This is a genomic window from Sphingomonas sp. Tas61C01 (assembly GCF_052567495.1).
The window spans coordinates 705,231-727,849 of record NZ_CP199583.1 but is presented as its reverse complement, the minus strand read 5'-3'; the positions used below and the strand labels follow the sequence as shown (position 1 = coordinate 727,849).

The 22,619-nt window shown below is 68.9% G+C and carries 23 protein-coding genes and 1 other RNA gene; 17 read left to right on the top strand and 7 right to left on the bottom strand.

Going from position 1 to position 22,619, the window contains the following annotated elements; translation table 11 throughout:
- Window positions 1-23: 23 nt before the first annotated feature.
- The 9 genes from ACT009_RS03370 to xrtA are packed head-to-tail and all read left to right on the top strand — an operon-like array spanning window position 24 to window position 10,434.
- Window positions 24-668: an XrtA/PEP-CTERM system exopolysaccharide export protein gene (locus ACT009_RS03370; protein WP_445192968.1), complete on the top strand. Its 645-nt coding sequence runs from the start codon at window positions 24-26 to the stop codon at window positions 666-668.
- An 11-nt stretch (window positions 669-679) separates the two neighbouring features.
- Window positions 680-2,197 carry an XrtA system polysaccharide chain length determinant gene (locus ACT009_RS03365; RefSeq protein ID WP_445192967.1) on the top strand — a complete coding sequence of 506 codons (1,518 nt, stop codon included), beginning with the start codon at window positions 680-682 and terminating at the stop codon, window positions 2,195-2,197.
- Between the two features lie 11 nt (window positions 2,198-2,208).
- Window positions 2,209-3,186, top strand: a complete 978-nt coding sequence (locus ACT009_RS03360) for an AAA family ATPase (protein ID WP_445192966.1) — start codon at window positions 2,209-2,211, stop codon at window positions 3,184-3,186.
- Complete coding sequence (locus ACT009_RS03355) at window positions 3,183-4,781, top strand: hypothetical protein (RefSeq protein ID WP_445192965.1); 1,599 nt, start codon at window positions 3,183-3,185, stop codon at window positions 4,779-4,781. Before ACT009_RS03360 ends, ACT009_RS03355 begins: the two co-directional genes overlap by 4 nt.
- A 15-nt stretch (window positions 4,782-4,796) precedes the next feature.
- Entirely contained in the window at window positions 4,797-5,813 is a 1,017-nt protein-coding gene (locus tag ACT009_RS03350) for an ExeA family protein (protein WP_445192964.1), read from the top strand.
- The gene (locus ACT009_RS03345; RefSeq protein WP_445192963.1) at window positions 5,803-6,660 is read left to right on the top strand and encodes an XrtA system polysaccharide deacetylase; all 858 of its coding nucleotides are present in this window, start codon (window positions 5,803-5,805) and stop codon (window positions 6,658-6,660) included. The genes ACT009_RS03350 and ACT009_RS03345 overlap by 11 nt, the downstream gene beginning before the upstream one ends.
- Before the next feature lie 2 nt (window positions 6,661-6,662).
- The gene (locus tag ACT009_RS03340) at window positions 6,663-7,697 is read left to right on the top strand and encodes a FemAB family XrtA/PEP-CTERM system-associated protein (RefSeq protein WP_445192962.1); all 1,035 of its coding nucleotides are present in this window, start codon (window positions 6,663-6,665) and stop codon (window positions 7,695-7,697) included.
- A complete protein-coding gene (locus ACT009_RS03335; protein ID WP_445192961.1) occupies window positions 7,694-8,860 on the top strand; it encodes a TIGR03087 family PEP-CTERM/XrtA system glycosyltransferase in 1,167 nt (388 codons plus the stop codon). Before ACT009_RS03340 ends, ACT009_RS03335 begins: the two co-directional genes overlap by 4 nt.
- Window positions 8,857-10,434, top strand: a complete 1,578-nt coding sequence (xrtA, locus tag ACT009_RS03330) for an exosortase A (RefSeq protein ID WP_445192960.1) — start codon at window positions 8,857-8,859, stop codon at window positions 10,432-10,434. Before ACT009_RS03335 ends, xrtA begins: the two co-directional genes overlap by 4 nt.
- Here xrtA and ACT009_RS03325 read toward each other — a convergent pair.
- The 5 genes from ACT009_RS03325 to ACT009_RS03305 all read right to left on the bottom strand — a co-directional run bounded on the left by ACT009_RS03325 (window position 10,378) and on the right by ACT009_RS03305 (window position 14,553).
- Window positions 10,378-11,370, bottom strand: coding sequence for an alpha/beta hydrolase (locus ACT009_RS03325; RefSeq protein ID WP_445192959.1), 993 nt, complete (start codon window positions 11,368-11,370; stop codon window positions 10,378-10,380). The genes xrtA and ACT009_RS03325 overlap by 57 nt on opposite strands.
- 61 nt (window positions 11,371-11,431) lie before the next feature.
- A complete protein-coding gene (locus ACT009_RS03320) occupies window positions 11,432-11,617 on the bottom strand; it encodes a hypothetical protein (protein WP_375420887.1) in 186 nt (61 codons plus the stop codon).
- A complete protein-coding gene (locus ACT009_RS03315) occupies window positions 11,617-12,042 on the bottom strand; it encodes an MAPEG family protein (protein ID WP_445192958.1) in 426 nt (141 codons plus the stop codon). Before ACT009_RS03315 ends, ACT009_RS03320 begins: the two co-directional genes overlap by 1 nt.
- A gap of 124 nt (window positions 12,043-12,166) precedes the next feature.
- Complete coding sequence (locus ACT009_RS03310) at window positions 12,167-13,222, bottom strand: 1,9-bis(guanidino)-5-aza-nonane synthase (protein WP_445192957.1); 1,056 nt, start codon at window positions 13,220-13,222, stop codon at window positions 12,167-12,169.
- A 146-nt stretch (window positions 13,223-13,368) separates the two neighbouring features.
- Entirely contained in the window at window positions 13,369-14,553 is a 1,185-nt protein-coding gene (locus ACT009_RS03305; protein ID WP_445192956.1) for a type III PLP-dependent enzyme, read from the bottom strand.
- A 136-nt stretch (window positions 14,554-14,689) separates the two neighbouring features.
- On the opposite strand from ACT009_RS03305, the gene ACT009_RS03300 reads away from it, so the two are divergent.
- Window positions 14,690-15,652, top strand: coding sequence for a threonine ammonia-lyase (locus ACT009_RS03300; protein WP_445192955.1), 963 nt, complete (start codon window positions 14,690-14,692; stop codon window positions 15,650-15,652).
- Window positions 15,649-15,828, top strand: a complete 180-nt coding sequence (locus ACT009_RS03295) for a hypothetical protein (protein ID WP_445192954.1) — start codon at window positions 15,649-15,651, stop codon at window positions 15,826-15,828. The genes ACT009_RS03300 and ACT009_RS03295 overlap by 4 nt, the downstream gene beginning before the upstream one ends.
- 199 nt (window positions 15,829-16,027) lie before the next feature.
- Here the strand turns inward: ACT009_RS03295 and ACT009_RS03290 are convergent, their stop codons facing one another.
- Window positions 16,028-16,684 carry an alpha/beta hydrolase gene (locus ACT009_RS03290; RefSeq protein ID WP_445192953.1) on the bottom strand — a complete coding sequence of 219 codons (657 nt, stop codon included), beginning with the start codon at window positions 16,682-16,684 and terminating at the stop codon, window positions 16,028-16,030.
- Between the two features lie 81 nt (window positions 16,685-16,765).
- Between ACT009_RS03290 and ACT009_RS03285 the strand changes: the two genes are divergently transcribed.
- The 6 genes from ACT009_RS03285 to ACT009_RS03260 all read left to right on the top strand — a co-directional run bounded on the left by ACT009_RS03285 (window position 16,766) and on the right by ACT009_RS03260 (window position 21,495).
- Window positions 16,766-17,857, top strand: a complete 1,092-nt coding sequence (locus ACT009_RS03285; RefSeq protein ID WP_445192952.1) for a cysteine desulfurase family protein — start codon at window positions 16,766-16,768, stop codon at window positions 17,855-17,857.
- Window positions 17,854-18,936 carry a cysteine desulfurase family protein gene (locus tag ACT009_RS03280; protein WP_445192951.1) on the top strand — a complete coding sequence of 361 codons (1,083 nt, stop codon included), beginning with the start codon at window positions 17,854-17,856 and terminating at the stop codon, window positions 18,934-18,936. The genes ACT009_RS03285 and ACT009_RS03280 overlap by 4 nt, the downstream gene beginning before the upstream one ends.
- Window positions 18,933-19,247, top strand: coding sequence for a 2Fe-2S iron-sulfur cluster-binding protein (locus tag ACT009_RS03275; RefSeq protein WP_445192950.1), 315 nt, complete (start codon window positions 18,933-18,935; stop codon window positions 19,245-19,247). Before ACT009_RS03280 ends, ACT009_RS03275 begins: the two co-directional genes overlap by 4 nt.
- Window positions 19,248-19,286: 39 nt before the next feature.
- Window positions 19,287-19,384, top strand: an RNA gene (gene ffs, locus ACT009_RS03270) — signal recognition particle sRNA small type.
- 150 nt (window positions 19,385-19,534) lie between these two features.
- The gene (locus tag ACT009_RS03265) at window positions 19,535-21,175 is read left to right on the top strand and encodes a DNA polymerase III subunit gamma/tau (protein ID WP_445192949.1); all 1,641 of its coding nucleotides are present in this window, start codon (window positions 19,535-19,537) and stop codon (window positions 21,173-21,175) included.
- Window positions 21,172-21,495, top strand: coding sequence for a YbaB/EbfC family nucleoid-associated protein (locus ACT009_RS03260; RefSeq protein WP_445192948.1), 324 nt, complete (start codon window positions 21,172-21,174; stop codon window positions 21,493-21,495). The genes ACT009_RS03265 and ACT009_RS03260 overlap by 4 nt, the downstream gene beginning before the upstream one ends.
- A gap of 434 nt (window positions 21,496-21,929) precedes the next feature.
- Here the strand turns inward: ACT009_RS03260 and mtgA are convergent, their stop codons facing one another.
- Window positions 21,930-22,607 (bottom strand): monofunctional biosynthetic peptidoglycan transglycosylase, encoded by a 678-nt coding sequence (gene mtgA, locus ACT009_RS03255; RefSeq protein ID WP_445192947.1) that lies wholly within the window; start codon window positions 22,605-22,607, stop codon window positions 21,930-21,932.
- Between the last annotated feature and the right edge of the window lie 12 nt (window positions 22,608-22,619).

Sequence of the window (22,619 nt, the reverse complement as noted above, 5' to 3'; positions counted from 1 at the left end):
TGCGCCGGCTGCAGGAGATTTGCATGCGTTCCGGGATCACCTCTCGTTGCTGGTTGTTGGCTGCGCTGGCGGCATCGTCGCTGGGCGCGGTCGCAGACGCCAAGGAGCGTCGGGTCCTGCCGCCGGCCGCCTACGTCGCCAGCAAGGAGCAGCCCGGCGAGGAATATGTGATCGGGCCGCTCGATCAGCTCAACATCTTCGTGTGGCGCAATCCCGAGCTGTCGTCGAAGGTGCAGGTGCGCCCCGACGGCCGGATCACGACGCCGCTGGTCAACGACATGCCCGCGGTCGGCAAGACTCCCGCGCTGCTCGCCGCCGACATGAAGAAGGCGCTCGGCGAATACGTGAAGGACCCGATCGTCTCGGTGATCGTCGAGAATTTCTCCGGCACCTATAGCCAGCAGGTGCGCGTCGTCGGCGCGACCGAAAAGCCGGCGTCGATCCCGTATCGCGCCAACATGACCCTGCTCGACGCGATGATCTCGGTCGGCGGGCTCAGCCAATATGCCGCGGGAAACAAGGCCAAGCTGGTCCGCTACGACCGGGATACCGGCAAGAGCCAGGAATACGGCCTCCAGATCTCCAGCCTGCTCAAAAAGGGTGACTCGCGAGCGAATGTCCGGCTCGAGCCCGGCGACGTGATCATCATCCCAGAGTCGATGTTCTAAGGACGATCTGGGTGACCGGTCTCTACGACGAAGCGCGGTTGGCGCTGCATGCGGTGTGGACGCGGCGCTGGCTGGCGCTCGCGGTCGCCTGGGGCGTGTGCGTCCTCGGCTGGCTGGTCGTGTCGCAGATGCCGAGCCGCTATGAATCGCATGCGCGGGTCTTCGTGCAGCTGGGTTCGATCCTGCCCGACAGCGTCGGCCAGCCCGCGACCGCACCCGCGGTCGACGTCGATACGATCCGGCAGACCCTGACCTCCGCGGTGAACCTCGAAAAGGTGGTCCGCGGCAGCGACCTCGCCGGCACGGTGTCGAGCGATCGGGACGTCGCCGATCGGGTCGCGAGCCTCGCGCAGAACATCAAGATCGTGTCGCAGCAGGACAATCTGTTCGAGATCACCACCACCGCGGCGAGCCCCGGGCTGGCGCGATCGATCACCCGGACGCTGATCGACATCTTCGTTGCGGACAATCTCGCCGGCGATCGTACCCAGACCAGCACCAGCCTCGGCTTCCTCGACAAGCAACTCGACGGTTTGCAGAAGCAGCTGCAGGACGCCGAAACCAAGCGTGCCGACTTCCAGAACCGCTATCTCGGCTCGCTGCCGGGCACCGGCTCGGTGTCGGACCGGATCGGCGCGGCGCGCAACCAATTGGCGCAGGTCGAGGGCGATCTCGCCGCGGCGCAATCGAGCCTTGCGGTCGTGCAGGGGCAGATGGGCGGGACGCCGCAATCGATCCCCGGCGCCGGCGGCGGTGGTGGCGCCGGCCCGGCGCGCGCGCGGTTGAACGCGATCCAGGGCCAGCTCGCCGATGCGCGGGCGCGCGGCTATACCGAGAACCATCCCGACGTGATCGCACTGAAGAGCCAGCTGGCGGCGGCGCAGGCCGCGGCGCGCAGCGAGCCGCTGGTCGGCGGCGGGGCGGGCGGATCGGTCAATCCGCTCTACCTGTCGCTGCAGTCGATGTCGGCAGAGAAGCAATCCGCGGTCGCCGCCTTGCGGATGCGCCGCGCGCAGCTCCAGGGCGATCTCGACCAGTTGAACGAGAAGCTCGCCGCCGATCCCGAAGCCGCTGCCGAGCAGGGCGGGATCGATCGCAGCTACGAGGTGCTGAAGACCCAATATGATCAGCTGCTGACCCAGCGCCAGCAGATCGCGCTGCGTGGCGACGCGCAGAGCCAGAGCGACGATCTCCGCTTCAAGGTGATCGATCCGCCGACCGCACCGCGCGCGCCCAGCGCGCCCAACCGCATGCTGCTGTTGACCGGCGTGCTGGTCGTCGGGCTCTGCGCCGGGATCGGCGCGGCGTTCGCGATGGGCCAGCTGCGCGCCACCTTCACCACGGCGACGAAGCTGGAGCGTGCGACCGGCATGCCGGTGATCGGTTCGATCGGCGAGGTCGTCACTCGCGCGCAGGCCGACCATCGCGCCCGGCGGCTGAAGCATTTCGCCGGCGGCGCGGGCGCGCTGGCGGCGGCCTATGTGCTGCTGCTCGCGGTCGAGATCGTCCAGCGGGGGATGGCGGCATGAGGGAGGCTGCCATGATCAGGCCGGTACACGGATCGTCGCTGCTCGAACGAGCTGCGGCCGCCTATGACCTCGCGCCCACGATCCGCCGGCCCGCGCCGGTCGTGCCAATCCACCCGGAGACGGCGCCTGTCGCTGTCGAGCCGGAGCCCATGCCGGCCGCGGATAACGACGACACGTTCCTCGCCATCCCGGAGGCGCTGCGCGTGCCGGTCGGCCAGGAGCTGCCCGAGGCGTTCTTCACCGGGGTCGATGCCGGCGACGTGGCGACGATCGATCGCGGCATGCTCGCGGAGAACGGGATGATCGTGCCCGGCGCGCCGGTCGGTCCGCTCGCCGAGGAGTTCCGGCTGCTCAAGCGCCAGTTGCTGATCACCCGCGAGCGCGTTGCCGAGGGTCCAACGCCCGAAAAGGCGCGGACGGTATTGATCTGTTCGGCACGGCCCGAAGACGGCAAGACCTTCTGCGCGGTCAATCTCGCGCTATCGATGGCCGCCGAGCGCGACACCGACGTGCTGCTGGTCGACGCCGACGTCGCCAAGCCCGACGTGATGAAGCGGCTCGGGCTCGACGACGGTCCCGGGCTGCTCGATGCGCTCGCCGACGCCCGGATCGACGTCGAGACGCTGGTCCGCGAAACCGACATCGCCGGGCTGTCCGTGCTGCCCGCGGGGACCGGCACCGCGACCGATACCGAGCTGCTCGCCAGCGCACGCACCCGCGCGGTGATCGCGCGGCTGCTCGACGCCAATCCGCGCCGCATCGTCATCTTCGACTCGCCACCTGCGCTCGCGGCGTCGCCGGCGGCGGTGCTGGCGATGCTGGTCGGGCAGACGATGCTGATCGTCCGTGCCGATCGCACGCCCGAGAGCGAGCTGCGCGAGGCGGTGGCGCTGCTCGACGGCTGCGACCATATCGCGCTCGCGCTGAACGCGGTGTCGTTCGTGGCGGGCGGGCACCGGTTCGGCAGCTATTACGGGGCGGGCGAATGATGCGCCGTCCCTTGCTCATCCTGCTCGCGGTGTCGGCACCGGCCGCGGCCCAGCGCGCGCCGAGCGGCCGTATCGCGATCACGCCCTATGTCGAGGTCGGGCAGATCGTCGATGCCGATCTCACCAACGACGACGTGCTCACCTATACCTCGATCGCGGGCGGCGTCGACGCCGCGGCGGACACCGCGCGGCTCTCGGCGCAACTCAGCTATCGCTACGAGCGGCGGATCTCGTGGAGCGATCGGATCGGCGACAGCGACGTCCATGCCGGGCTGGCACGCGCCGCCGCGCAGGTCGGGCGCGGTCTGACGATCGAGGCGGGCGGGATCGCGACGCGGACCCGCGCGGACATCCGCGGCGCCGCGCCGGGGGTGATCGTCGGCGACGGCGACAATGTCAGCCAGGTCTACGCGGTGTATGCGGGGCCGCGCTATTCGGGTGCCGCCGGGCCGATCGCGCTCGCGGCGAGCTACCAGGCGGCCTATACCAAGGTGAGCACGCCGCGGATCATCGGCCTCGCCGGGCAGCCACGGCTCGATCGCTACGACGACAGCGTCGGCCAGATCGCCGCGATCAGTGCGGGCACCGCCCCCAACACGCTGCTGCCGATCGGATTGACCGCGTCGGCGGGCTACGAGCGCGAGGATGCTGGGCAACTCAGCGCCCGCTACGAAGGGCTGCACCTGCGCGGCGACGCGCTCGCGCCGATGTCGGCCAATGTGGCGCTGGTCGCGGGCGTCGGCTACGAGAAGATCAAGACCAGCCAGAGGGATGCGCTGCGCGACGCATCGGGCGCGCCGGTCGTCGATCGCGACGGCCGCTTCGTCACCGACGACGTCTCGCCGCGGCGGATCGCCTACCGCACCGACGGGGTCTATTATGACGCGGGCGTGGTCTGGCGGCCCAATCGCCGGACCGCGGTGGAGGGCCGGATCGGCCGTCGCTACGGATCGACCAGCTATACCGGCACGATCGCCTATCAGGCATCCGCCGGGGTTGGGTTCGCGGCCAAGCTTTACGACAGCGTCACGACCTTCGGGCAGCAGCTTCGCGGCGGGCTCGGCAATCTGCCGACCAGTTTCGTCGCGGCGCGCGACAGCTTCACCCAGCAATATAATGGCTGCGTCTACGGGACCAGCGGCGCGACCCCGGGCGGGTGCCTGAACAGCGTGTTCCAGTCGATCTCTACCGCAAGCTACCGCGCACGCGGCGCCGATGCGGTGATCGCCGCGACGCAGGGGCGGACCAGCTTCGGTGGCGGTGTCGGCTACGCCAGCCGCAAGCTGTACGCGCCGGTCGCGACCGCCGGCATCACCGTGTCGGGCTATGACGACGAGAGCTATTACGCGCAGTTGTTCCTGCGCCGTGCGATCAGCGCCGACACCGCGCTCGATGCAACCGTCTTCGTCAACTATTTCGATCCCGGCCTGGCGGGGTCGGACGGCGTGGTCTCCTACGGCGCAACCGCGAGCGTCGGCCGCGCCTTCGGCCGGTTGACCACCACCGCGTCGATCGGCGTCTATGCCTTCGACACCGCGACGGTCGACACCCAGATCTCCGCGCAGGCCCTCGCCGCCGCGCGCTATTCCTTCTAACGCCGGAGCCCTGTCATGTACGACGCGCATTATGGATTGAGCGGCCGGCCGTTCCAGCTGACCCCCGATCCGCGCTTCTGGTTCGAAACCGCGACCCACCGCAAGGCGATGGCGTATCTCGGTTACGGGCTGGCACAGGGGGAGGGGTTCATCGTCATCACCGGCGATATCGGCGCGGGCAAGACCACGCTGGTCGGGCATCTGCTCGACACGATCGACGACCAGATGATCAAGATCGTCAATCTGGTGTCGAGCGCGATCGAGGCGGACGACCTGTTGCGGATCGTCGCCACCGCGCTCGGCGTCGATCCTGCCGGACTGACCAAGGCGCAACTGCTGACGGTGATCGAGCGCGGGCTGCACGCGGTGGCACGGACCGGACGCCGGACGCTGCTGATCGTCGACGAGGCGCAGGCGCTGTCGGTGTCGGCGCTGGAAGAGCTGCGGATGCTGTCGAACTTCCAGGCCGCGGGCGGGCAGGCGCTGCTCCAGATCCTGCTGCTCGGCCAGCCCGAGTTCCGCGACCGGCTCCACGGGTCGGAGCGGCTCGAACAGCTCCGCCAGCGGATCATCGCGATCCACCATCTCGATCCGATGGAGGAGCATGAGATCGCCGACTATGTCGCGCATCGCCTGGCGGTGGTCGACTGGCAGGGGCGCCCCGACTTCTCCGCCGATGCCTTCGCGGCGCTGTATCGCGGGTCTGCCGGGGTGCCGCGGCGGCTGAACCTGCTTGCTGGGCGGGTGATGCTGTACGCCGCGATCGAAGAGCGCGAGATGATCGACGCCGCGACCGTCGAGGCGGTGGTCGGCGACCTTCAGGCGGATCTGCCGACCGCCCGCATGACCCCGGTCGAGGAATACGAGGCCGCGCCCAGACCGATCGCGCCCGACCGTCTCGCCGTGCTGGAAGCCCGGATCGAGGAACAGGACGCTGCGCTCCGCCGCGTGCTGAACCTGCTCGTCGAATGGGTCGAGGACCGCCCGGTACGCGCCGAAGGTCATAACCGGCGGTGGAACGATGCTGCCTGATCCGGCGCCGAAGCCGTCGATTGTCAATGGCTTGTCGGTCGATGTCGAGGAATGGTTTCAGGTCGGCGCCTTCGAAAAGGTGATCGCCAAGGCCGATTGGGCGAGCCTCGCCAGCCGCGTCGAAGCCAACACCGCCGCCGTGCTCGATCTGTTCGCGGAGACCGGCGCCAAGGCGACCTTCTTCACGCTCGGCTGGGTCGCCGAGCGTCATCCCGCTCTCGTTCGTCGCATCGCCGAGGCGGGCCACGAGATCGCGAGTCATGGCTGGGATCACCAGCGCGTGTTCACGATGGACGCGTCGAGCTTCCGCGCCGACCTGTTGCGCACCCGCACCGCGCTCGAGGACGCGAGCGGCACTGCGGTGACGGGATATCGCGCGCCGAGCTTCTCGATCGACAATCGCACCCCCTGGGCGCACCGCGTACTCGCCGAGGAGAGCTACCTTTACTCGTCGAGCGTCGCGCCGATCCGCCACGATCATTATGGTTGGCGCGAGGCGCCCCGTTTCGCCTTCAACCCGGTCGCGGGAAGCGGCTTCATCGAATTGCCGGTGACCGTCGCCGAGTTCGGCAGCCGGCGGCTGGCGACGGGGGGCGGCTTCTTCCGGTTGCTGCCCGCCAAGCTCACCGACTTCGCGGTCCGCCAGGTGAACGCGCAAGGGGAACCCGCGATCTTCTATTTCCATCCGTGGGAGGTCGATCCCGGCCAGCCGCGGGTGAGGGCGCCGATCCGGTCGCGGCTCCGCCACTATTCGCGGCTCGATGCGATGGCGGGCAAGCTGCGCGGGCTCGTCGGTCGCCACGCCTGGGGACGGATCGACGCGATCGTCGGCAAGCCGGCGGCGTGACAATGATCGAGCTGCACCCGCCGGTCGGGATCCGCGAAGCCGATCGCGCGGATCATGTCCGGGTCGACGCCTTCGTTCGCGAGCAACGCGGCGCGACCCCATTCCACCTGCCGGCGTGGAGCGAGGCGGTGGCGCTCGGCTGCGGGCAGCGCGCACGCTACCTGATCGCCGAGCGGGCGAACGGCGATATCGCCGGTGTGTTGCCCCTGACCGACGTCCGTTCCCCCCTGTTCGGACGTGCGCTGGTTTCGACCGGGTTCGGGGTCGGCGGCGGTGTCCTCGGCGACGCGACCGACGCGCTGGCGGCGGGTGCGATCGACCTTGCACGCCGGATCGGCACCGCTTCGGTCGAGCTGCGCGGCGGCGCGTTGCCGGCGGAGTGGGCGATAGACGACGGTAGCTATCTGGGCTTCGTCAAGGACTTGGCAGCTGATGATGAGGCCGAGCTGAAAGCGGTGCCGCGCAAGCAGCGCGCGGAGATCAGGCGGGCGGCGACGCTCGACCTCTCCGTCTCGATCGGACGCGGCGAGTGCGATCTGGCGGATCATTACCGCGTTTATGCGGAGTCGGTACGTAACCTCGGCACGCCGGTCTTTCCGCGGGCGCTGTTCCGGCAGGTGCTGGCGACGATGGACGCCGACATCCTCACCGTCCGGTCGCAGGGCGCTGCGGTTGCGAGCGTACTCAGCCTGTACCTGAACGGCACCGTCTACCCCTATTGGGGCGGCGGGACCGCGGCGTCGCGGTCGGTACGGGCGCACGAACATCTCTACTTCTCGCTGATGCGCCATGCGCGCGAGCGCGGTTGCACGCGGTTCGATTTCGGTCGGTCGAAGACCGGGACCGGCGCGGCGGCGTTCAAGAAGAATTGGGGCTTCACCGCGACACCGCTGACCTATGCCCGCCACAGCGACGGGCCGGCGCGGACGGTCAATCCGCTCGATCCCAAATACGCCTTGATGGTGGCGACGTGGAAGCGGCTGCCGCTCTGGCTCGCCAACCGACTTGGGCCGCCGATCGCACGGGGCCTGGGGTGAGCGACATCCTGTTTCTCGCGCACCGGGTGCCGTTTCCACCCGATCGCGGCGACAAGATCCGTGGGTTCAACATCTTGCGGCATCTTGCTGCCAGCCATTCCGTTCATCTGGTCGCGTTCGCGGACGAGGTCGCGGATCGCGATCCGGCGCCCGAGTTTCGCCGGCTGCTCGCGAGCTGCACCGTCGTGCCACGGACCAAGGCGAACGCGGTCGCCGCGATCCAGGCACTCGCGACGCGGCGCCCGGTGTCACTGGCCGCGTTCAAACACCCCGCGATGACCGCCGCGGTCGACGAGGTCCGCGCGACGGCGACGATCGACCGGGTTCACTGCTATTCGGGTCAGATGGCACAATATTGCCCAACCGACTTGCCGGTCGTGATGGACTTCGCCGATGTAGATTCACTGAAGTTCGAGCAGCTTGCGGCGAATGCTCGCCAACCCATCGCATGGATGCTCCGTCGCGAGGCAAGGTTGCTGGGTGCCTATGAATGCGCGGTCGCGGCGCGATCGAGCGCCAGCCTGTTCGTCACCGATGCCGAGGCGCAGCTGTTCCGCGGCGGCGGCGGTACCGGTCGGATCGTCGCGGTCGAGAACGGCATCGACGCCGACTTCTTCGATCCCGATGTCGACTTCGCCCGCGTCGCGACGGCGGCGCCACTGATCGTGTTTACCGGTCAGATGGATTACCGCCCCAACATCGACGCGGCGTCGTGGTTCGCGTCGAGCGTGCTGCCGGGCCTGCGGCGCGATTTTCCGGGCGTGAGATTCGCGATCGTCGGGCGAGCCCCAAACGCGGCAGTCAGGGCGCTGGCCGGCGACGACGTGATCGTCACCGGCGCGGTCCCCGACATTCGCGGCTGGCTCGCGGCGGCGTCGGTCTGCGTCGCGCCGTTGCAGATCGCCCGCGGCATCCAGAACAAGGTGCTCGAAGCGATGGCAATGGCGCGGCCGGTGGTGGCGTCCGCCGCCGCAGCGGAGGGTATCGACCATGAAGGCACCGTCCGCGTCGCGGCCGATGCGGACGCGCAGCTCGAGGCGATCGGCGCGCTGCTGGCCGATCGTGCCGCTGCCGACCGCCTGGGCGTGGAGGCACGCGCCCAGGTCCTGCGGCGCTATTCCTGGCCATCCCGGCTCGCCGCGCTCGACGCGCTGATGACGTGACCAGCGTCGCGCAGCAACGCGCGCTCGCCGGTGGCACGATCACGCCCTGGCAGCAGCACGGCATCGCACTCGCGATCGCCGCGGCGGGCATCCTGCTGCTCTTCCGCGCCGATGCGACGCGGCTCGCCACGATGTGGTGGAGCAGCGGCGCCTATGGTCACTGCCTGCTGATCCCGCCGTTGGTCGCGTGGCTGGTGTGGACGCGGCGTGCACTTCTCGCCCGGCTCGATCCGGTCGCCTGGTGGCCGGGGTTGGCGCTCGTCGTGATCGGAGGTACTGGCTGGCTGATGGGCGATGCTGGCGGCGTCACCTTCGCGCGGCAATGGGGCCTGGTGCTGATGCTGCAGGGCGCGGTGGTCACGATCCTCGGCGCGCAGGTGGCACGGGGGCTGGCCTTCCCGCTTGCTTACGCCTCGTTCGCGGTGCCGGTCGGCGCGAGCCTCGAGCCCCTGCTACAGCGGGCGACCGTGGCGCTGGTGATGCCGCTGCTGGCGGTGGCGGGGATCCCTGCGGGCGTCGATGGCGTGATGATCCATGCCGGGCCTTATCTGTTCGAGGTCGCCGAAGCCTGTTCGGGCGCCAAGTTCGTGCTGGCGATGATCGCGTTCTCGACCCTGGTGGCGCATCTCTGCTTCACGTCGTGGCGACGGCGTGCAGCGTTCATGGCGGCGTCGATCGTCGTCCCGATCCTCGCCAACGGGGTGCGCGCGTTCGCGACGATCTATGCCGCGCAGGTGACATCGATCGGCATCGCGACCGGGTTCGACCATATCGTGTTCGGCTGGATCTTCTTCGCGCTCGTGATGGCGATGCTGCTCGCGCTCGGCTGGCGCTGGTTCGATCGCCAGCCGAGCGCCGCCGCCTTCGATCCCGCTCAGGTGCCGCCGACCCGTGGCGGGCGTCTGGGCCTGGTCGCCGCGACCGCGCTGGTGCTCGGAACCGCAGCCGTCTTCGCCGGCTGGAGCGCCGCCACCGCGGGCGTGGACGCTGCACTTCCCGCACGCATCCAGCTGCCGTCGATCGCCGGCTGGCACCGCGTGCCGATCGAGCGCGCGCGGCCGTGGCAGCCCTGGTATCCGGGCGCCGATCATTTTCTCTTCGGGCGCTACGCCGATGCCGCGGGGGAAGAGGTCGACCTCGCCATCGCGGTCTATGGCCGCCAGCGCGAGGGGGCCAAGCTCGGCGCGTTCGGCACCGGCGTGCTGCGCGAGGACGGGCCATGGCTGCGGGTCGCGGACCTGCCCCCGATCGCGGGAGGCGAGGCCGTGCGGATCGCCGCACCGGGCCCAATCGGCCGCGTCGTCGCGAGCTGGTACAGGGTGGGCGACGTGCTGTCGGGCGACCTGCGCGCGGTGAAACTGGCAACTATGCGCGCCAGGGTATTCGGTCACTCGCAGACCGCAGTCGCGCTCCACCTGTCGGCGGTGTCGCGCCCGAAGCATGACCCGCGCCGAGCGATCGAGCACATGGTCGCCAGCCTCGGCCCCCTCGCCATACTGGCGGATCGCGCCGCTGGGCTAGCGAGTGCGCGCGACGATTCCGCCGACCCAGCGATCGAACAGATCCGGCCATAAAGATCCCGGCATGGACCGCGGCAGCCGCGTTCCGAACCCGTGCCCGCCCCGCTGGAGGATATGCGTCTCGACCGACACCCCGGCGACCCGCGCGGCGGCGAGCATGTCGAGGCTGTTGAGCACCGGCACCACGTCGTCGTCTTCGGCATGGACGATGAACAACGGCGGGGTCGCGGCGGTGAGCCGCCGGTCGATCGCGAAGCGCCGCTCCATCGCGCGGTCGGGAGCCGGGCCGAGCAGATTGGCGCGCGATCCGCCATGGCTGCGGCCGGGATCGACGTTGGACACGGCGTACATCAGGCCGCTGAACGCCGGCCGCGCGGACTGCCGATCCGCGACGTCGATCGGGCGGTACACCTCGGTCGCATGCAGCGCGGTCAGCGAGGCGGCGAGGTGCCCGCCGGCGGAGAAGCCGATGACGCCCAGTCTGGTGGGGTCGATGGCATAGCGGCGTGCTTCCGTCCGGATCAGCCGCATCGCTCGCTGCGCGTCCTGTAGCGGCACGTTGGCGCGATCGGTCCATCCCTCCGCGGGCAAGCGGTAGTTGAGCACGAAGCAGGTGATCCCGCGCGCGTTCAGCGCCCGCGCGACGTCGATCCCCTCGCCGCGGAGCGACACGAAGGAATAGCCGCCGCCGGGGATGACCAGCACCGCGCGCCCGTCGGGGCGGGGGGCGCGGAAGATGCCGAGATCGGGGCGGCTGGTGCCGCGCATCCAGATGTCGCGATACTCGCCCGGGCGCCCGGTGATCTCGGGCGTCGGTCGCGGCAGCGTCGCGCCTGCGCCCGGCGGCAGCCCGGGCCACAGCGCGATCGCCTCCGCCGGGGGCCAGCGCGGGACGTTCGTCGGCAGAGGGGGCGACTGGGCGGCGATCGCCGGTGCCGCCGCGGCGCCGAGCGACAAGGCGAGCATCTCACGTCGTGCGATATCGGTCATGCGGCGAGCCATAATCGCGCGCGGCGGGCGGGGAAACAGCGGATCGCGTCCGCGTTCGGGATCAGCGCAGCTTCGCGATCGCGAGCCCGTCCTCCTTGGCGCGGTCCTTGGTAGATTCCTCGCTGCGTTTCAGCGCCTTGGCGATCGCCTTCAGCGCCATGCCCTTCTTGGCGAGCAGATGCAGCTTCTGGATCTCGTCCTGCGTCCAGGGCTGGCGGTGCCGTTCGAAGACCTCTCCCTTGGCCATCAGAACACCGTCATCGCGGCGTGGAGCGTCAGCGCGACGAGCGCGAGGGTCGATAGTGCAAACAACGCGAAGCGGAAGCGGATCACGTTGCTGGTCGCCTGGACGATGCTGTGCAGGATGCGCAACACCACATAGGCCCAGGCGATCACCGCATTGACCCCATCGCCCGCGCCCGCGAACGCCAGCACCAGCGCCACCGCATAGAACAGCGTCGGCTGCTCCATCAGGTGGTTGTAGTTGTGGATCTTCCACTGGATCCGCGGCGGCAGCGCGCCGTCGGCGTCCGACCCCTTGGTGCCGACCAGCGTGCCGAGATCGATCCCCGCCGCCTTCATCGCCGGCAGTCGCGTCGCGAGCGACCACACCAGCATCACCAGCGACCAGGCGATCAGCGCGACCACCGGTTGCAGTATCTCACTATGCATTGGCATCCCCCCTTGTCGCGAGACGCTGCCTCATGGGTGAGACGAGTGCAACGTTTGTCGGCGATTGGGTGTCGCGACGGACGGGGTAAGCGGTGCTCCTTTCAGAGAAGCACCGCCCGATGCCTCACTTGTCGAAGATCGCCCCCCAGCGGCGCTTCACCCGGTCCTTCCAATGGCCGCGGTGATACGCGTCGGACGCCAGCAGCGGCATCACGCTGCCGGCTTCGGCGAACACCATCTGCTCGATGCCGGTATTCACCTTGCCCCAGCTCGCCGCTTCCTGAAGCGTCGACGACGAGCAGGCGCCGTCGCGGACGTCGGCGACGGTGATCTGCACCGCGTACTTGTGGACCTGGACGTCGTCGTGGCCGAGGATCTCGGCGCACACCACGGTATCCTGGATGAAGTTCTTCGGCACGCCACCGCCGATCATCAGCAGGCCAGTGGTGCCCGCCTTGATCTTGATGTCGGTCAGCTCGCGGAAGTCGGCGATCGCGTCGAGCACCATATACGGCTTGCCCGCCTTCATGCTGTCGACCTGATGCTTGACCAGCCCGAAGCCAGCCGAGCTGTCGACGAATGCCGGGCAGAAGATCGGCACGTCATGCTCGTAGGCGAGCTTGACGAGGCTGTTCCCCTTCTTACCATGCTCGACGAGATACTTGCCCATCTCGCGAATGAATTCGCGGCTCGAATAGGGGCGCGGTTCCAACGTCTCCGCGATCTCGAAAATCGTGTGGTCGACGTGCTGGAGCTGCTCCTCGTCGATATACGTGTCGTAGATGCGGTCGATCAGCAGCGAGCGCAGCGTGTCGTCGTCGGGAACGTCGAGCGCCTGGTAATGCTTGTGGCCGAGCCCCTCGAAGAAATCCATGTCGACGATGCTGGCGCCGGTCGCGACGATGCCGTCGATCATGTTGTTGCGCAGCAGCTCGGCATAGAGATCCATGCACCCGCCAGCCGAGGTCGACCCCGCGATGACGAGGAAGATGGTGCAGTCCTTGTCCGCCAGCATCTGGTTGTAGATGCTCGTCGCGCGGCCGAGATCGCGGCTGGTGAAGCTCATGTCGGCCATCGCATCGACGATCGGGCGCGCGTCGAAGCTGGTGATGTCGATGTGCTTGACCTGCTTGGACAGCAGCTCCGCCTTGCGGGTGTCGTTGATGGTCTGGTCGGTCATTGGTGAACTCCGGTTCCTGTACTCCCCTCCCGCCTGCGGGAGGGGTTGGGGGAGGGCCTGTTAATTTGCTCCAGCCTTCGACAAGCCCTCCCCCGACCCCTCCCGCAAGCGGGAGGGGGGACGAATGCTAGCGTAACGGCGGTGGGTTACAGCGTGACGACGTTCGACGCGACCCGTTCGGGTTCGTCGAGGTAGAGCGACGCCATCGGTTCGTCGGTGACGATCACGGTCTGGTCGGAGCCGAAGCCGTTGAACGCGGTCCGCATCGCCGATCCGTACGCGCCGAGCATGCCGATCTCGATATAATCGCCGGCCTGGACATCGGCCGGCAGCAGGAACGGGCCCGCCATATGGTCCATGTCGTCGCAGGTCGGGCCGTAGAACGAGAAGGGATGATCGCGCACTGTCGATTCGGGTTCGCGCAGCAGCGCCACTGGGAACCGCCAGCCGATGTGCGCCGCATCGAACAGCGCGCCGTACGCTCCGTCGTTGATGTACAGCTCGTTACCGCGGCGACGCTCGACGCGCACCAGGACCGAGCTGTACTCGGCGCACAGCGCGCGGCCGGGTTCCGCCCACAGCTCCGCCGAATAGGAAATCGGCAGGCTTTCGAACGCGCGGTGGATCGTCTCGAAGAACCGCTCCAGCGGCGGCGGCTCCATCCCCGGATAGACGCTCGGGAAACCGCCACCTACGTCGATGACGTCGACCGTCACGGCCGCGTCGACGATCGCCGCACGAACCCGCTCCATCGCGTTCGCATAGGCTTCGGGCGTCATCGCCTGGCTGCCGACGTGGAAGCAGATGCCGAGCGCGTCCGCCGCCTGGCGGGCCGCGAACAGCAGCGGCTTCGCCTCGTGCGGCGCGACCCCGAACTTGGACGCCAGGCTGAGCTTCGAATGCTCCGACGAGACCCGCAGCCGGACGCACAGCGTCAGGTCCGCCGCATGCCGGGTGGCACGCGTGATCTTGTCGAGCTCCTCGAGCGAATCGAGGCTGAACACGCGGACGCCGTGCGTGAAATACGCCTCACGGATCGCTTCCTCCGCCTTTACCGGGTGCATGAAGCACAGCACGGCACCGGGCAGCGTCCGCGCGACGAGCCGCACCTCGGCGATCGACGCGACGTCGTAATGCGTGATTCCGTTGTCCCACAGGATCTGCAGGAGGTCGGGAGAGGGATTCGCCTTGACCGCATACATCGAGCGGCCCGGAAACTTCTCCACGAAGAATCGGGCGGCGCGTGCGGCCGCGTGCGGGCGAATGATCGTGACCGGCTCAACCGGACGAAGGGTCGTCGCTAACCCCAGCGCGCTATGATGCTTGTGCAACTCAAGGGACCTCCAAGTGTCTTTCGACGAGCGAGAAAAGCTGCCTTGCGGTTGGAAGTCCCATGGGGCAGCGGAGGCGCGAAATAGGGTCGCGATTTCCGAATGTAAAGCGGATCGTGACGAACGGAGACGGATAGTGACGATTCTGAGACAGCCGACCCGCGCGGGGGTTCGCGACGCTGCCGAAAAGGTCGCGCGGATCCTGCCGCCGACGCCGCTCTTCGTACAGGATATCAGGGGCATAGCGGTGGCGTTCAAAGCCGAATCGCTGCAGCCGGTCGGCGCATTCAAGGTCCGCGGCGCATGGCATCGGCTGACCGCCCTCGACGACGCCGCCCGCCGCCGCGGGGTGGTCGCGTTCTCGTCGGGCAACCACGCGCAGGGGATCGCCTGGGCGGCGAAGCGGCTGGGGATCTCGGCGACGATCGTGATGCCCACCGATGCACCCGCGGCGAAGCTGGAGGGGACGCTGGCGCTCGGCGCCGAGGTCGTCCGCTACGATCGCGCGACCGAGAGCCGCGAAGCGATCGCCGGCCAGTTGGCGGAGGCACGCGGCGCGACGCTGGTGCCGAGCTTCGACGATGCCTGGATCATCGAGGGGCAGGGCAGCGCGGCGCTGGAGGCGGCGACGCAGATGGCGGCGACCGATCTCGGCGCGCCGACCCATGCGGTGATCCCCTGCGGCGGCGGTGGCCTGGCCGCCGGCACCGCGCTGGCGCTGCCCGATGCGCGGATCACCGTGGTCGAGCCGGAAGGCTGGGACGACATGCGCCGCAGCCTCGACGCGTCGTGGATCGAGCCGGTCGGCGCCAACCCGCCCGTAACCGCGTGCGATTCGCTGATGACCACGCGAGTGTCGCCGCTGACCTTCGACGTGTTGTCCCGGCGCGATGCGCGCGGCGTCGCGGTCAGCGAGGAGGAGACCGCGGCGGCGCAGCGCTGGGCGGCGGAAAAGCTGCGGCTGGTGATCGAGCCCGGCGGCGCGGTGGGGCTGGCGGCGCTGCTGTCGGGCAAGGTCGCGCCCGAAAGCGGCATGCTGGTGATCCTGTCGGGCGGCAACGTCGACATCGCCGCCTATGCGCGGGCGATGGCGGCATGAACGGCGCCTTCGGCGGTATCGCATCGGCCGCACCCGCGATCGCGATGCTGGGCGCGTTCGCGTGCCTGATCGGCGGCGGCGTGCTGATCGCGAAACGGCGCGATCGCAAGCGCGGCGTGCTGATGCTGGTGATGGCGGCGGTGCTGGTGGTGAACGTGGCGATCTGGACGCTGTAGGGGGCGTCGCCAGTAATACCGCTCCGACGGAGCCGTAGTGGTGAACGTGCCTGCGCTCGCCCCATCTAACTTGTGCTCCCGCGAAGGCGGGAGCCCAGTACTGGGTCCCCGCCTTCGCGGGGACACAAGGAGGAGTCAAATCCGTGGATCGAAGGATCGATCCGGATCAGCGGGTACGACTCAGCGCCACACTCCGCACTCACCGGATCGGCGAGTTCGGATCCAGCCGCATGTCGAGATACTTGTCCACGCTGCCCATCAGCTCGGGCATCTCGTGTTCGAAGAAGTGGTTCGCCTTCGGAATCGTATCGTGATGGATGGTGATGTGGCGCTGGGTGCGAAGCTTGTCGACGAGCTTCTGGGTCGCACCGGGGGTGACGACCTCGTCGGCCTCGCCCTGGATGATGATCCCCGACGACGGGCACGGCGCCAGGAAGGTGAAGTCGTACATGTTCGCGGGCGGCGCGATCGAGATGAAGCCGCGGATCTCGGGCCGGCGCATCAGCAGCTGCATGCCGATCCACGCGCCGAAGCTGACGCCAGCGATCCAGGTGGTCGACGCCTCGGGATGGAAGCTTTGCACCCAGTCGAGCGCGCTCGCCGCGTCGGAGAGTTCGCCGACGCCGTTGTCGAACGTCCCCTGGCTCTTGCCGACCCCGCGGAAGTTGAAGCGCAACGTTGCGAAGCCGCGGCGCTGGAAGGTCTTGTAGAGTTCCTGGACGATGCGGTTGTTCATCGTCCCGCCCGACGAGGGATGCGGGTGAAGGATCATCGCGACGGGTGCGCGGGGACGGGGAGCGGGGGCGAAGCGGCCTTCGAGGCGGCCTTCGGGACCGGGGAAAATGACTTCGGGCATGGGTCTCGCGGATCGGTTCTGGGCGCGCTGGTGCAGCACGCTCGGTTGCGCGCTATATAGGCGCGGCACGATTTCACGCAAATGGACGCTGATCCCCTGACCGACCGCCTCTATCTGGACCACGCCGCGACCACCCCGATGATCCCCGCCGCACGCGCCGCGGTGGTGGAGGGGATGGCGATCTGGGCCAACCCGTCGTCGCCGCACGCCGAGGGCCGCGCCGCGCGGGCAGCGCTCGAACGCGCGCGCCGGGCGATCGCCGGCGCCTATGTCTGGGGCGGCGAGACGATCCTCACCAGTGGTGCCAGCGAATCGCTCGCGATCGCACTGGGGCGGTCGGTGGCGGCGCGGCGGTTCGTCAGTGCGGTCGAGCATGACGCGGTGTTTCGCGCCGCGCCGGATGCGACGACGATGGCGGTCGCGCAGGACGGGCTGGTCGACCTCGCGCTGCTGGAACGATCGCTCGCCGGCGACGAACGCGCGATCGTCGCGGTGCAATGGGCAAATAGCGAGACCGGGGTTTGCCAGCCGATCGTCGAGGTAGCGAAGGTCGTCCACGCCGCGGGCGGGCTGCTGCTCGTCGATGCCGCGCAGATGCCCGCGGGTCGCGACGACGATGTTGCCGCGCACGCCGACTTCGTCGCGCTATCGGCGCACAAGCGCGGCGGGCCACCCGGCATCGGTGCGCTGCTGGTCCGCGATCTCGCGACGCTGGCACCGAGCGGCGGGCAGGAGCGCGGCTATCGTCCCGGCACCGAGAATTTGCCCGCGGCGCTCGGCTATGCGGCGGCGCTCGCCGAGCCGGAGGATATCGCGACGATGGCCGCGCTACGACGCCGGCTCGACGATGCGGTCGAGCGGTCGGGCGGGGTGGTCGTCGCCGGCGACCGGGCGCGGCACCCTGCGATCGGGAGCTACCGGTTGCCCGGCGTGGCGGCGACGACTCAGTTGATCCGGCTCGACATGGCGGGCTTCGCGGTGTCGGCGGGGAGCGCGTGCAGTTCGGGCAGCATGAAGCCGAGCCACGTGCTTGCGGCGATGGGCTGGGCCAAGAGCGCCGGTCGCGAGGTGATCCGGGTCAGCTTCGGACGCACCACGAACGAGGCGGAGATCGACGCCTTCATCGCCGCCTGGCGGACGATGGCGCGGGCGCTGCGGACCTTCGCGGCATGACCTATCTCGATTATCAGGCGACCACGCCGCTCGCTCCGGAAGCGCTCGCGGCAATGATGCCGTGGCTCGAACGCCAGCATGCCAACCCGCATTCCGCGCATCGCGAGGGCCGGGCGGCGAAGGCGGCGGTGGAGGTGGCACGCGATTCCGTCGCGACGCTGCTGCCGGCGAACCACGACCTGTTCTTCACCAGCGGCGCGACCGAAGCGCTGAACTGGGCGATCAAAGGCGTCGAGGGGCCGATCGTCACGATCGCGACGGAACATGCAGCCGTGCTCGACACCGCCCGCGCCACCGGGCGGCCGGTGACGGTGCTGCCGGTTGGGGCCGACGGACTGATCGACCTGGACGCGGCGCGCGCGGCGATCGCGCCGGGCACCGGGCTGGTCGCGGCGATGCTGGTCAACAACGAGATCGGCGTGATCCAGCCGATCGCCGCCCTTGCCGAGATAGCGCACGAGGCGGGCGCGCTGATGCTGTGCGACGCTGTGCAGGGGTATGGCCGGGTGCCGATCCCGGAGGCTTGCGATCTGGTCGCGCTGTCCGCGCACAAGGTCCATGGGCCGAAGGGCGTCGGCGCACTGTCGATCGCGAAAGGGGTATCGCTGACCCCGCTGCTCGACGGCGGTGCGCAGGAGAGCGCCGGGCGATCCGGCACCCTCTCGCCCGCGCTCTGTGCCGGCTTCGGCGTCGCCGCCGCCCTGATGCGCGACCGCGTTTCGGCAGACGGCGCGCATGTCGAGTCGCTGTGGAACGCCGCGGTCGCGCGGCTCGGCGCGGACTGGCGGATCAACGGATCGGTCGAGGCGCGCTACCGCGGCAATCTCAATATCCGGCACGACCGGCTCGACGTCGCGCGGCTGATGTCGACGTTGCGCGACATCGCCTTTTCGGCGGGATCGGCGTGCGCGAGCGGGTCGGGGCGGATCAGCCACGTGCTGCGTGCGATCGGCCTCGGCGATGCGGAGGCGAAGGGATCGATCCGGCTCGGCTTCGGGCGCTACACCCATGAGTCGGAGCTGATCGCGGCGCTCGACGCGATCGTCGATGCGGCGGCGCGCCAGCGGATCGCGGCATGATCGCGCTTCGGTTCATCGCGCGCGACGGCACCGTGCACGACTCACACGCCGTGGAGGGCACGACGCTGCTCGCCGCCGCGCAAGCGGCGGATCAGCCGCTGGAGGGCACCTGCGACGGCGACATGGCCTGCGCCACCTGTCACGTCCTGATCGATCCGGAGGATTTCGATCGCCTGCCGCGTGCGTCGGCGGCGGAGGAGGACATGCTCGACCTTGCCTATGCGACCACGCGGACCAGCCGGCTGGCTTGCCAGATCACGCTCACCGCCGCGCTCGACGGCCTGACCGTTCGGATGCCGCCCGGACACTAGACGCGTCTTGATCGACCCGCGCAGGTCGGCCATAGGGCGCGCGGGAGTCGGGCGGACGTGGTCGTCGCCAACCCGGTCAGGTCCGGAAGGAAGCAGCCGCAACGATTTCGCCGCGGGTCGTTCCGGCTCCCACCGCGAGCATCGGCTGCGCCGACGCGAGCGCGGCCGGTGGCGCCAAGGCGCCGTCCGACGACGCGGCTTAGCCGCGGCGCCCCCCCAACGAACCTCCTCAACCCGACGTAGGCGAAGGAATGACATCGCCGCCACCGCCGCCTATATCGGCTGCGATGTCCGACTCCTTCGATCTTGGCGAACCGCCGCAGCCTGCCGCGAAGGCCGATGCCTATCGCGTGCTCGCGCGCAAATATCGCCCGCAGACCTTTTCGGAGCTGATCGGTCAGGACGCGATGGTTCAGACGCTGGGCAATGCGATCAAGCGCGACCGCCTCGCGCATGCGTTCCTGATGACCGGGGTCCGCGGGGTCGGCAAGACGTCGACCGCGCGGCTGATCGCGAAGGCGCTCAACTGCATCGGCGCGGACGGGCGGGGCGGGCCGACGATCGACCCGTGCGGGGTGTGCGAGCCGTGCCGCGCGATCGCCGAGGGTCGGCACATCGACGTGATCGAAATGGACGCCGCAAGTCATACCGGGGTCGACGACGTTCGCGAGATCATCGACGCGTCGCGCTATGCGGCGGTCACCGCGCGGTTCAAGATCTACATCGTGGACGAGGTCCACATGCTCTCCAAGAACGCCTTCAACGCGCTGTTGAAGACGCTCGAGGAGCCGCCCGCGCACGTCAAGTTCCTGTTCGCGACGACCGAGGTCAACAAGGTGCCGGTGACGGTGCTGTCGCGGTGCCAGCGCTTCGATCTGCGCCGGATCACCGCGGAGAAGCTGGCGGAGCATTTCGCGGCCGTGTCCGCGAACGAAGGCGTGATCGCCGAGCCCGAGGCGCTGATGCTGATCGCGCGCGCGGCCGAAGGATCGGCACGCGACGGCTTGTCGATCCTCGATCAGGCGATCGCGCATGCCGGGCTGGAGGGCGGCGGCGTGACCGCCGACGCGGTGCGGCAGATGCTCGGCCTGTCGGACCGCGGCGCGGTTCGCGATCTGCTCGCGACGATCCTCGCGGGCGACGGCGCGGGGACGCTGGCGTCGCTGCGGCGGCAATACGACTATGGCGTCGATCCGCTGTCGGTATTCCGGTCGCTGCTGGAAACGATCCACGGGATCACGCTGGCGAAGGTCGGCACCCCGCCCGACGTCGCGCAGCCGGCGGAGGAGCGCGCCGCGCGCGACGAGTGGGCGGCGTCGCTGTCGTTTCCCGCGCTTCACCGGCTATGGCAGCTGTTCCTGAAAGGCCATGACGAGGTTGCCCGCGCGACCTTGCCGATCGAGGCAGCCGAAATGGCGCTGCTCCGCGCGATCCACGCGTCGACGCTACCCGATCCGGGCGAGCTGGCGCGGCAGATCGCGACGGGCAAGGTCACCGCGCCCGCGCCCGCGGTGTCGGCGCCACAGCCGGCGCTCGCCCCTGCCGCCGAACGCGCGTTCGCGCCGGCCGATTTCGCCGGGCTGGTCGCGCTGTTGGAGGACAACGGCCATTTCGCGGTCGCGGCGCAGCTCGCGAATGCCGCGCGGGTGGTGCGCTATGCCCCGCCCGATCTGGTGCTGAGCGGCTCGCGCCCGCTGTCCGCGGACACCCTGCGCGACATCGGCGATGCGCTGAAGCGCACGACCGAACAGCCGTGGAAGATCACCCTGTCCGACGATCCCGGCGCGCCGACGATGCGCGAGGCCGCCCGCGCGGCGGAGGAAGCGGCCCGGCAGGCAATCCTCGACACCCCCATGATCAAGGCCGCGATGGCCGCATTTCCCGATGCGGAACTCGAAGACTGGCCAGGCAAACGGAGCAACGCATGAAGAACCTCGATGAAATCCTCGCGATGGCGCAGAACGTCCAGAGCGAGCTGGAAAAGGCGCAGGCCAATCTCGACACGATCGAGGTCGAGGGCGCGTCGGGCGGCGGGCTGGTGAAGGTCACCGCCAGCGCGAAGGGACGGATCATCGCGATCGCCATCGACGATTCGCTGATGCAATTGTCCGAAAAGCAGATGCTCGAGGACCTGCTCGCAGCCGCGTTCAACGACGCGCGGGCGAAGGCCGATGCGGTGTCGGGGCAGGAGATGTCCAAGATGACCAGTGGGCTTCCGTTGCCGCCGGGGTTCAAGCTGCCCTTCTGAGGTTGGTGTTGGCCGCTTTAGAGCAGCCGCACGCAAGAGAACGCAGCATCAGCCCGGCGAGATTACCGTCCCAGGCTTTCCTCCCTCGTCATCCCGGACCCTTCGACTTCGCTCAGGAGAGCCTTGTTCCGGGATCCACCGTGCCGCGCATCATTGGCTTGCGAGCGTGCGGAGCGGTGGGCTCCGGAACAAGTGGAATGACGGAAGAAGGTGAAATGGCGCGCTATAGAACGCTGATCGACTGGCGGACCTAAGAAGTCGGGATCACGCGGAGGCGCGGAGGCGCGGAGACGCGGAGTTGTTGCGTTTGTGGAAGCGTTACCTTTTCTTCGGACGTCCCGCGACCGGACCCGATTGATCGAGAGCCACAGTCGCGGCGAAGCCGACCTCCTCCACGTCTCCGCGTCTCCGCGCGAACCCCCTTCTTACTCAGGCTATCGCAAACAGGCATCCAGCCCCTCGTTGCGTACCACCTTGGCGTGCCGCGCCAGGGTATTCCCATGCCGCCGCACGAAGCCTCGCGGGTCGATCGCCGCGCGCTTCTTCGGCAATGGGAGGACCGCGGCGATGCGGCCGGCCTCGGTCGGGCTCAGCTTGTCGGCGTCGTGGTGGAAGTAGCGGACCGCCGCCGCGTCGACGCCGTAGGTGCCGATCCCGGTCTCGGCGACGTTGAGATACACCTCCATGATCCGGCGCTTGCCCCAGATCGTCTCTATCAGGACGGTGAAATACGCCTCGAACGCCTTGCGCAGATACCCGCCCCCCTGGAACAGGAACACGTTCTTCGCGGTCTGCTGGCTGATCGTCGAGCCGCCGCGGATCCGCCCGCCCTGGGCGTTGCGATAGGCCGCGCCGGCCATCGCCTTGAAATCGAACCCGTGATGCGTGCAGAACCTTGAGTCCTCGCCCGCGATCGCGGCGCGGGGCATGTCGGGGTCGATTTCGGACAGCGGCATCCAGCGCTTGGTGACGCCGTGGCCGTTCAGCACGTCGCCCATCATCGTCCAGGTGAAGGGCGGCGGGACGAGGCGGTAGATCGCGGTCATCGCGATGCTGAGGACGACGAAGCCGCCGCCGATCCGTAACAACCAACGCAGTGCGAACCGGGCCATGCCCCGCTCCTA

Coding starts and splice junctions, on each gene's coding strand:
- ACT009_RS03370 (WP_445192968.1), top strand. CDS start 24: ATGCGTTCCGGGATCACCTCTCGTTGCTGGTTGTTGGCTGCGCTGGCG.
- ACT009_RS03360 (WP_445192966.1), top strand. CDS start 2,209: ATGATCAGGCCGGTACACGGATCGTCGCTGCTCGAACGAGCTGCGGCC.
- ACT009_RS03355 (WP_445192965.1), top strand. CDS start 3,183: ATGATGCGCCGTCCCTTGCTCATCCTGCTCGCGGTGTCGGCACCGGCC.
- ACT009_RS03350 (WP_445192964.1), top strand. CDS start 4,797: ATGTACGACGCGCATTATGGATTGAGCGGCCGGCCGTTCCAGCTGACC.
- ACT009_RS03345 (WP_445192963.1), top strand. CDS start 5,803: ATGCTGCCTGATCCGGCGCCGAAGCCGTCGATTGTCAATGGCTTGTCG.
- ACT009_RS03340 (WP_445192962.1), top strand. CDS start 6,663: ATGATCGAGCTGCACCCGCCGGTCGGGATCCGCGAAGCCGATCGCGCG.
- ACT009_RS03325 (WP_445192959.1), bottom strand. CDS start 11,370: ATGACCGATATCGCACGACGTGAGATGCTCGCCTTGTCGCTCGGCGCC.
- ACT009_RS03320 (WP_375420887.1), bottom strand. CDS start 11,617: ATGGCCAAGGGAGAGGTCTTCGAACGGCACCGCCAGCCCTGGACGCAG.
- ACT009_RS03315 (WP_445192958.1), bottom strand. CDS start 12,042: ATGCATAGTGAGATACTGCAACCGGTGGTCGCGCTGATCGCCTGGTCG.
- ACT009_RS03310 (WP_445192957.1), bottom strand. CDS start 13,222: ATGACCGACCAGACCATCAACGACACCCGCAAGGCGGAGCTGCTGTCC.
- ACT009_RS03295 (WP_445192954.1), top strand. CDS start 15,649: ATGAACGGCGCCTTCGGCGGTATCGCATCGGCCGCACCCGCGATCGCG.
- ACT009_RS03290 (WP_445192953.1), bottom strand. CDS start 16,684: ATGCCCGAAGTCATTTTCCCCGGTCCCGAAGGCCGCCTCGAAGGCCGC.
- ACT009_RS03285 (WP_445192952.1), top strand. CDS start 16,766: ATGGACGCTGATCCCCTGACCGACCGCCTCTATCTGGACCACGCCGCG.
- ACT009_RS03280 (WP_445192951.1), top strand. CDS start 17,854: ATGACCTATCTCGATTATCAGGCGACCACGCCGCTCGCTCCGGAAGCG.
- ACT009_RS03275 (WP_445192950.1), top strand. CDS start 18,933: ATGATCGCGCTTCGGTTCATCGCGCGCGACGGCACCGTGCACGACTCA.
- ACT009_RS03265 (WP_445192949.1), top strand. CDS start 19,535: ATGTCCGACTCCTTCGATCTTGGCGAACCGCCGCAGCCTGCCGCGAAG.
- ACT009_RS03260 (WP_445192948.1), top strand. CDS start 21,172: ATGAAGAACCTCGATGAAATCCTCGCGATGGCGCAGAACGTCCAGAGC.
- mtgA (WP_445192947.1), bottom strand. CDS start 22,607: ATGGCCCGGTTCGCACTGCGTTGGTTGTTACGGATCGGCGGCGGCTTC.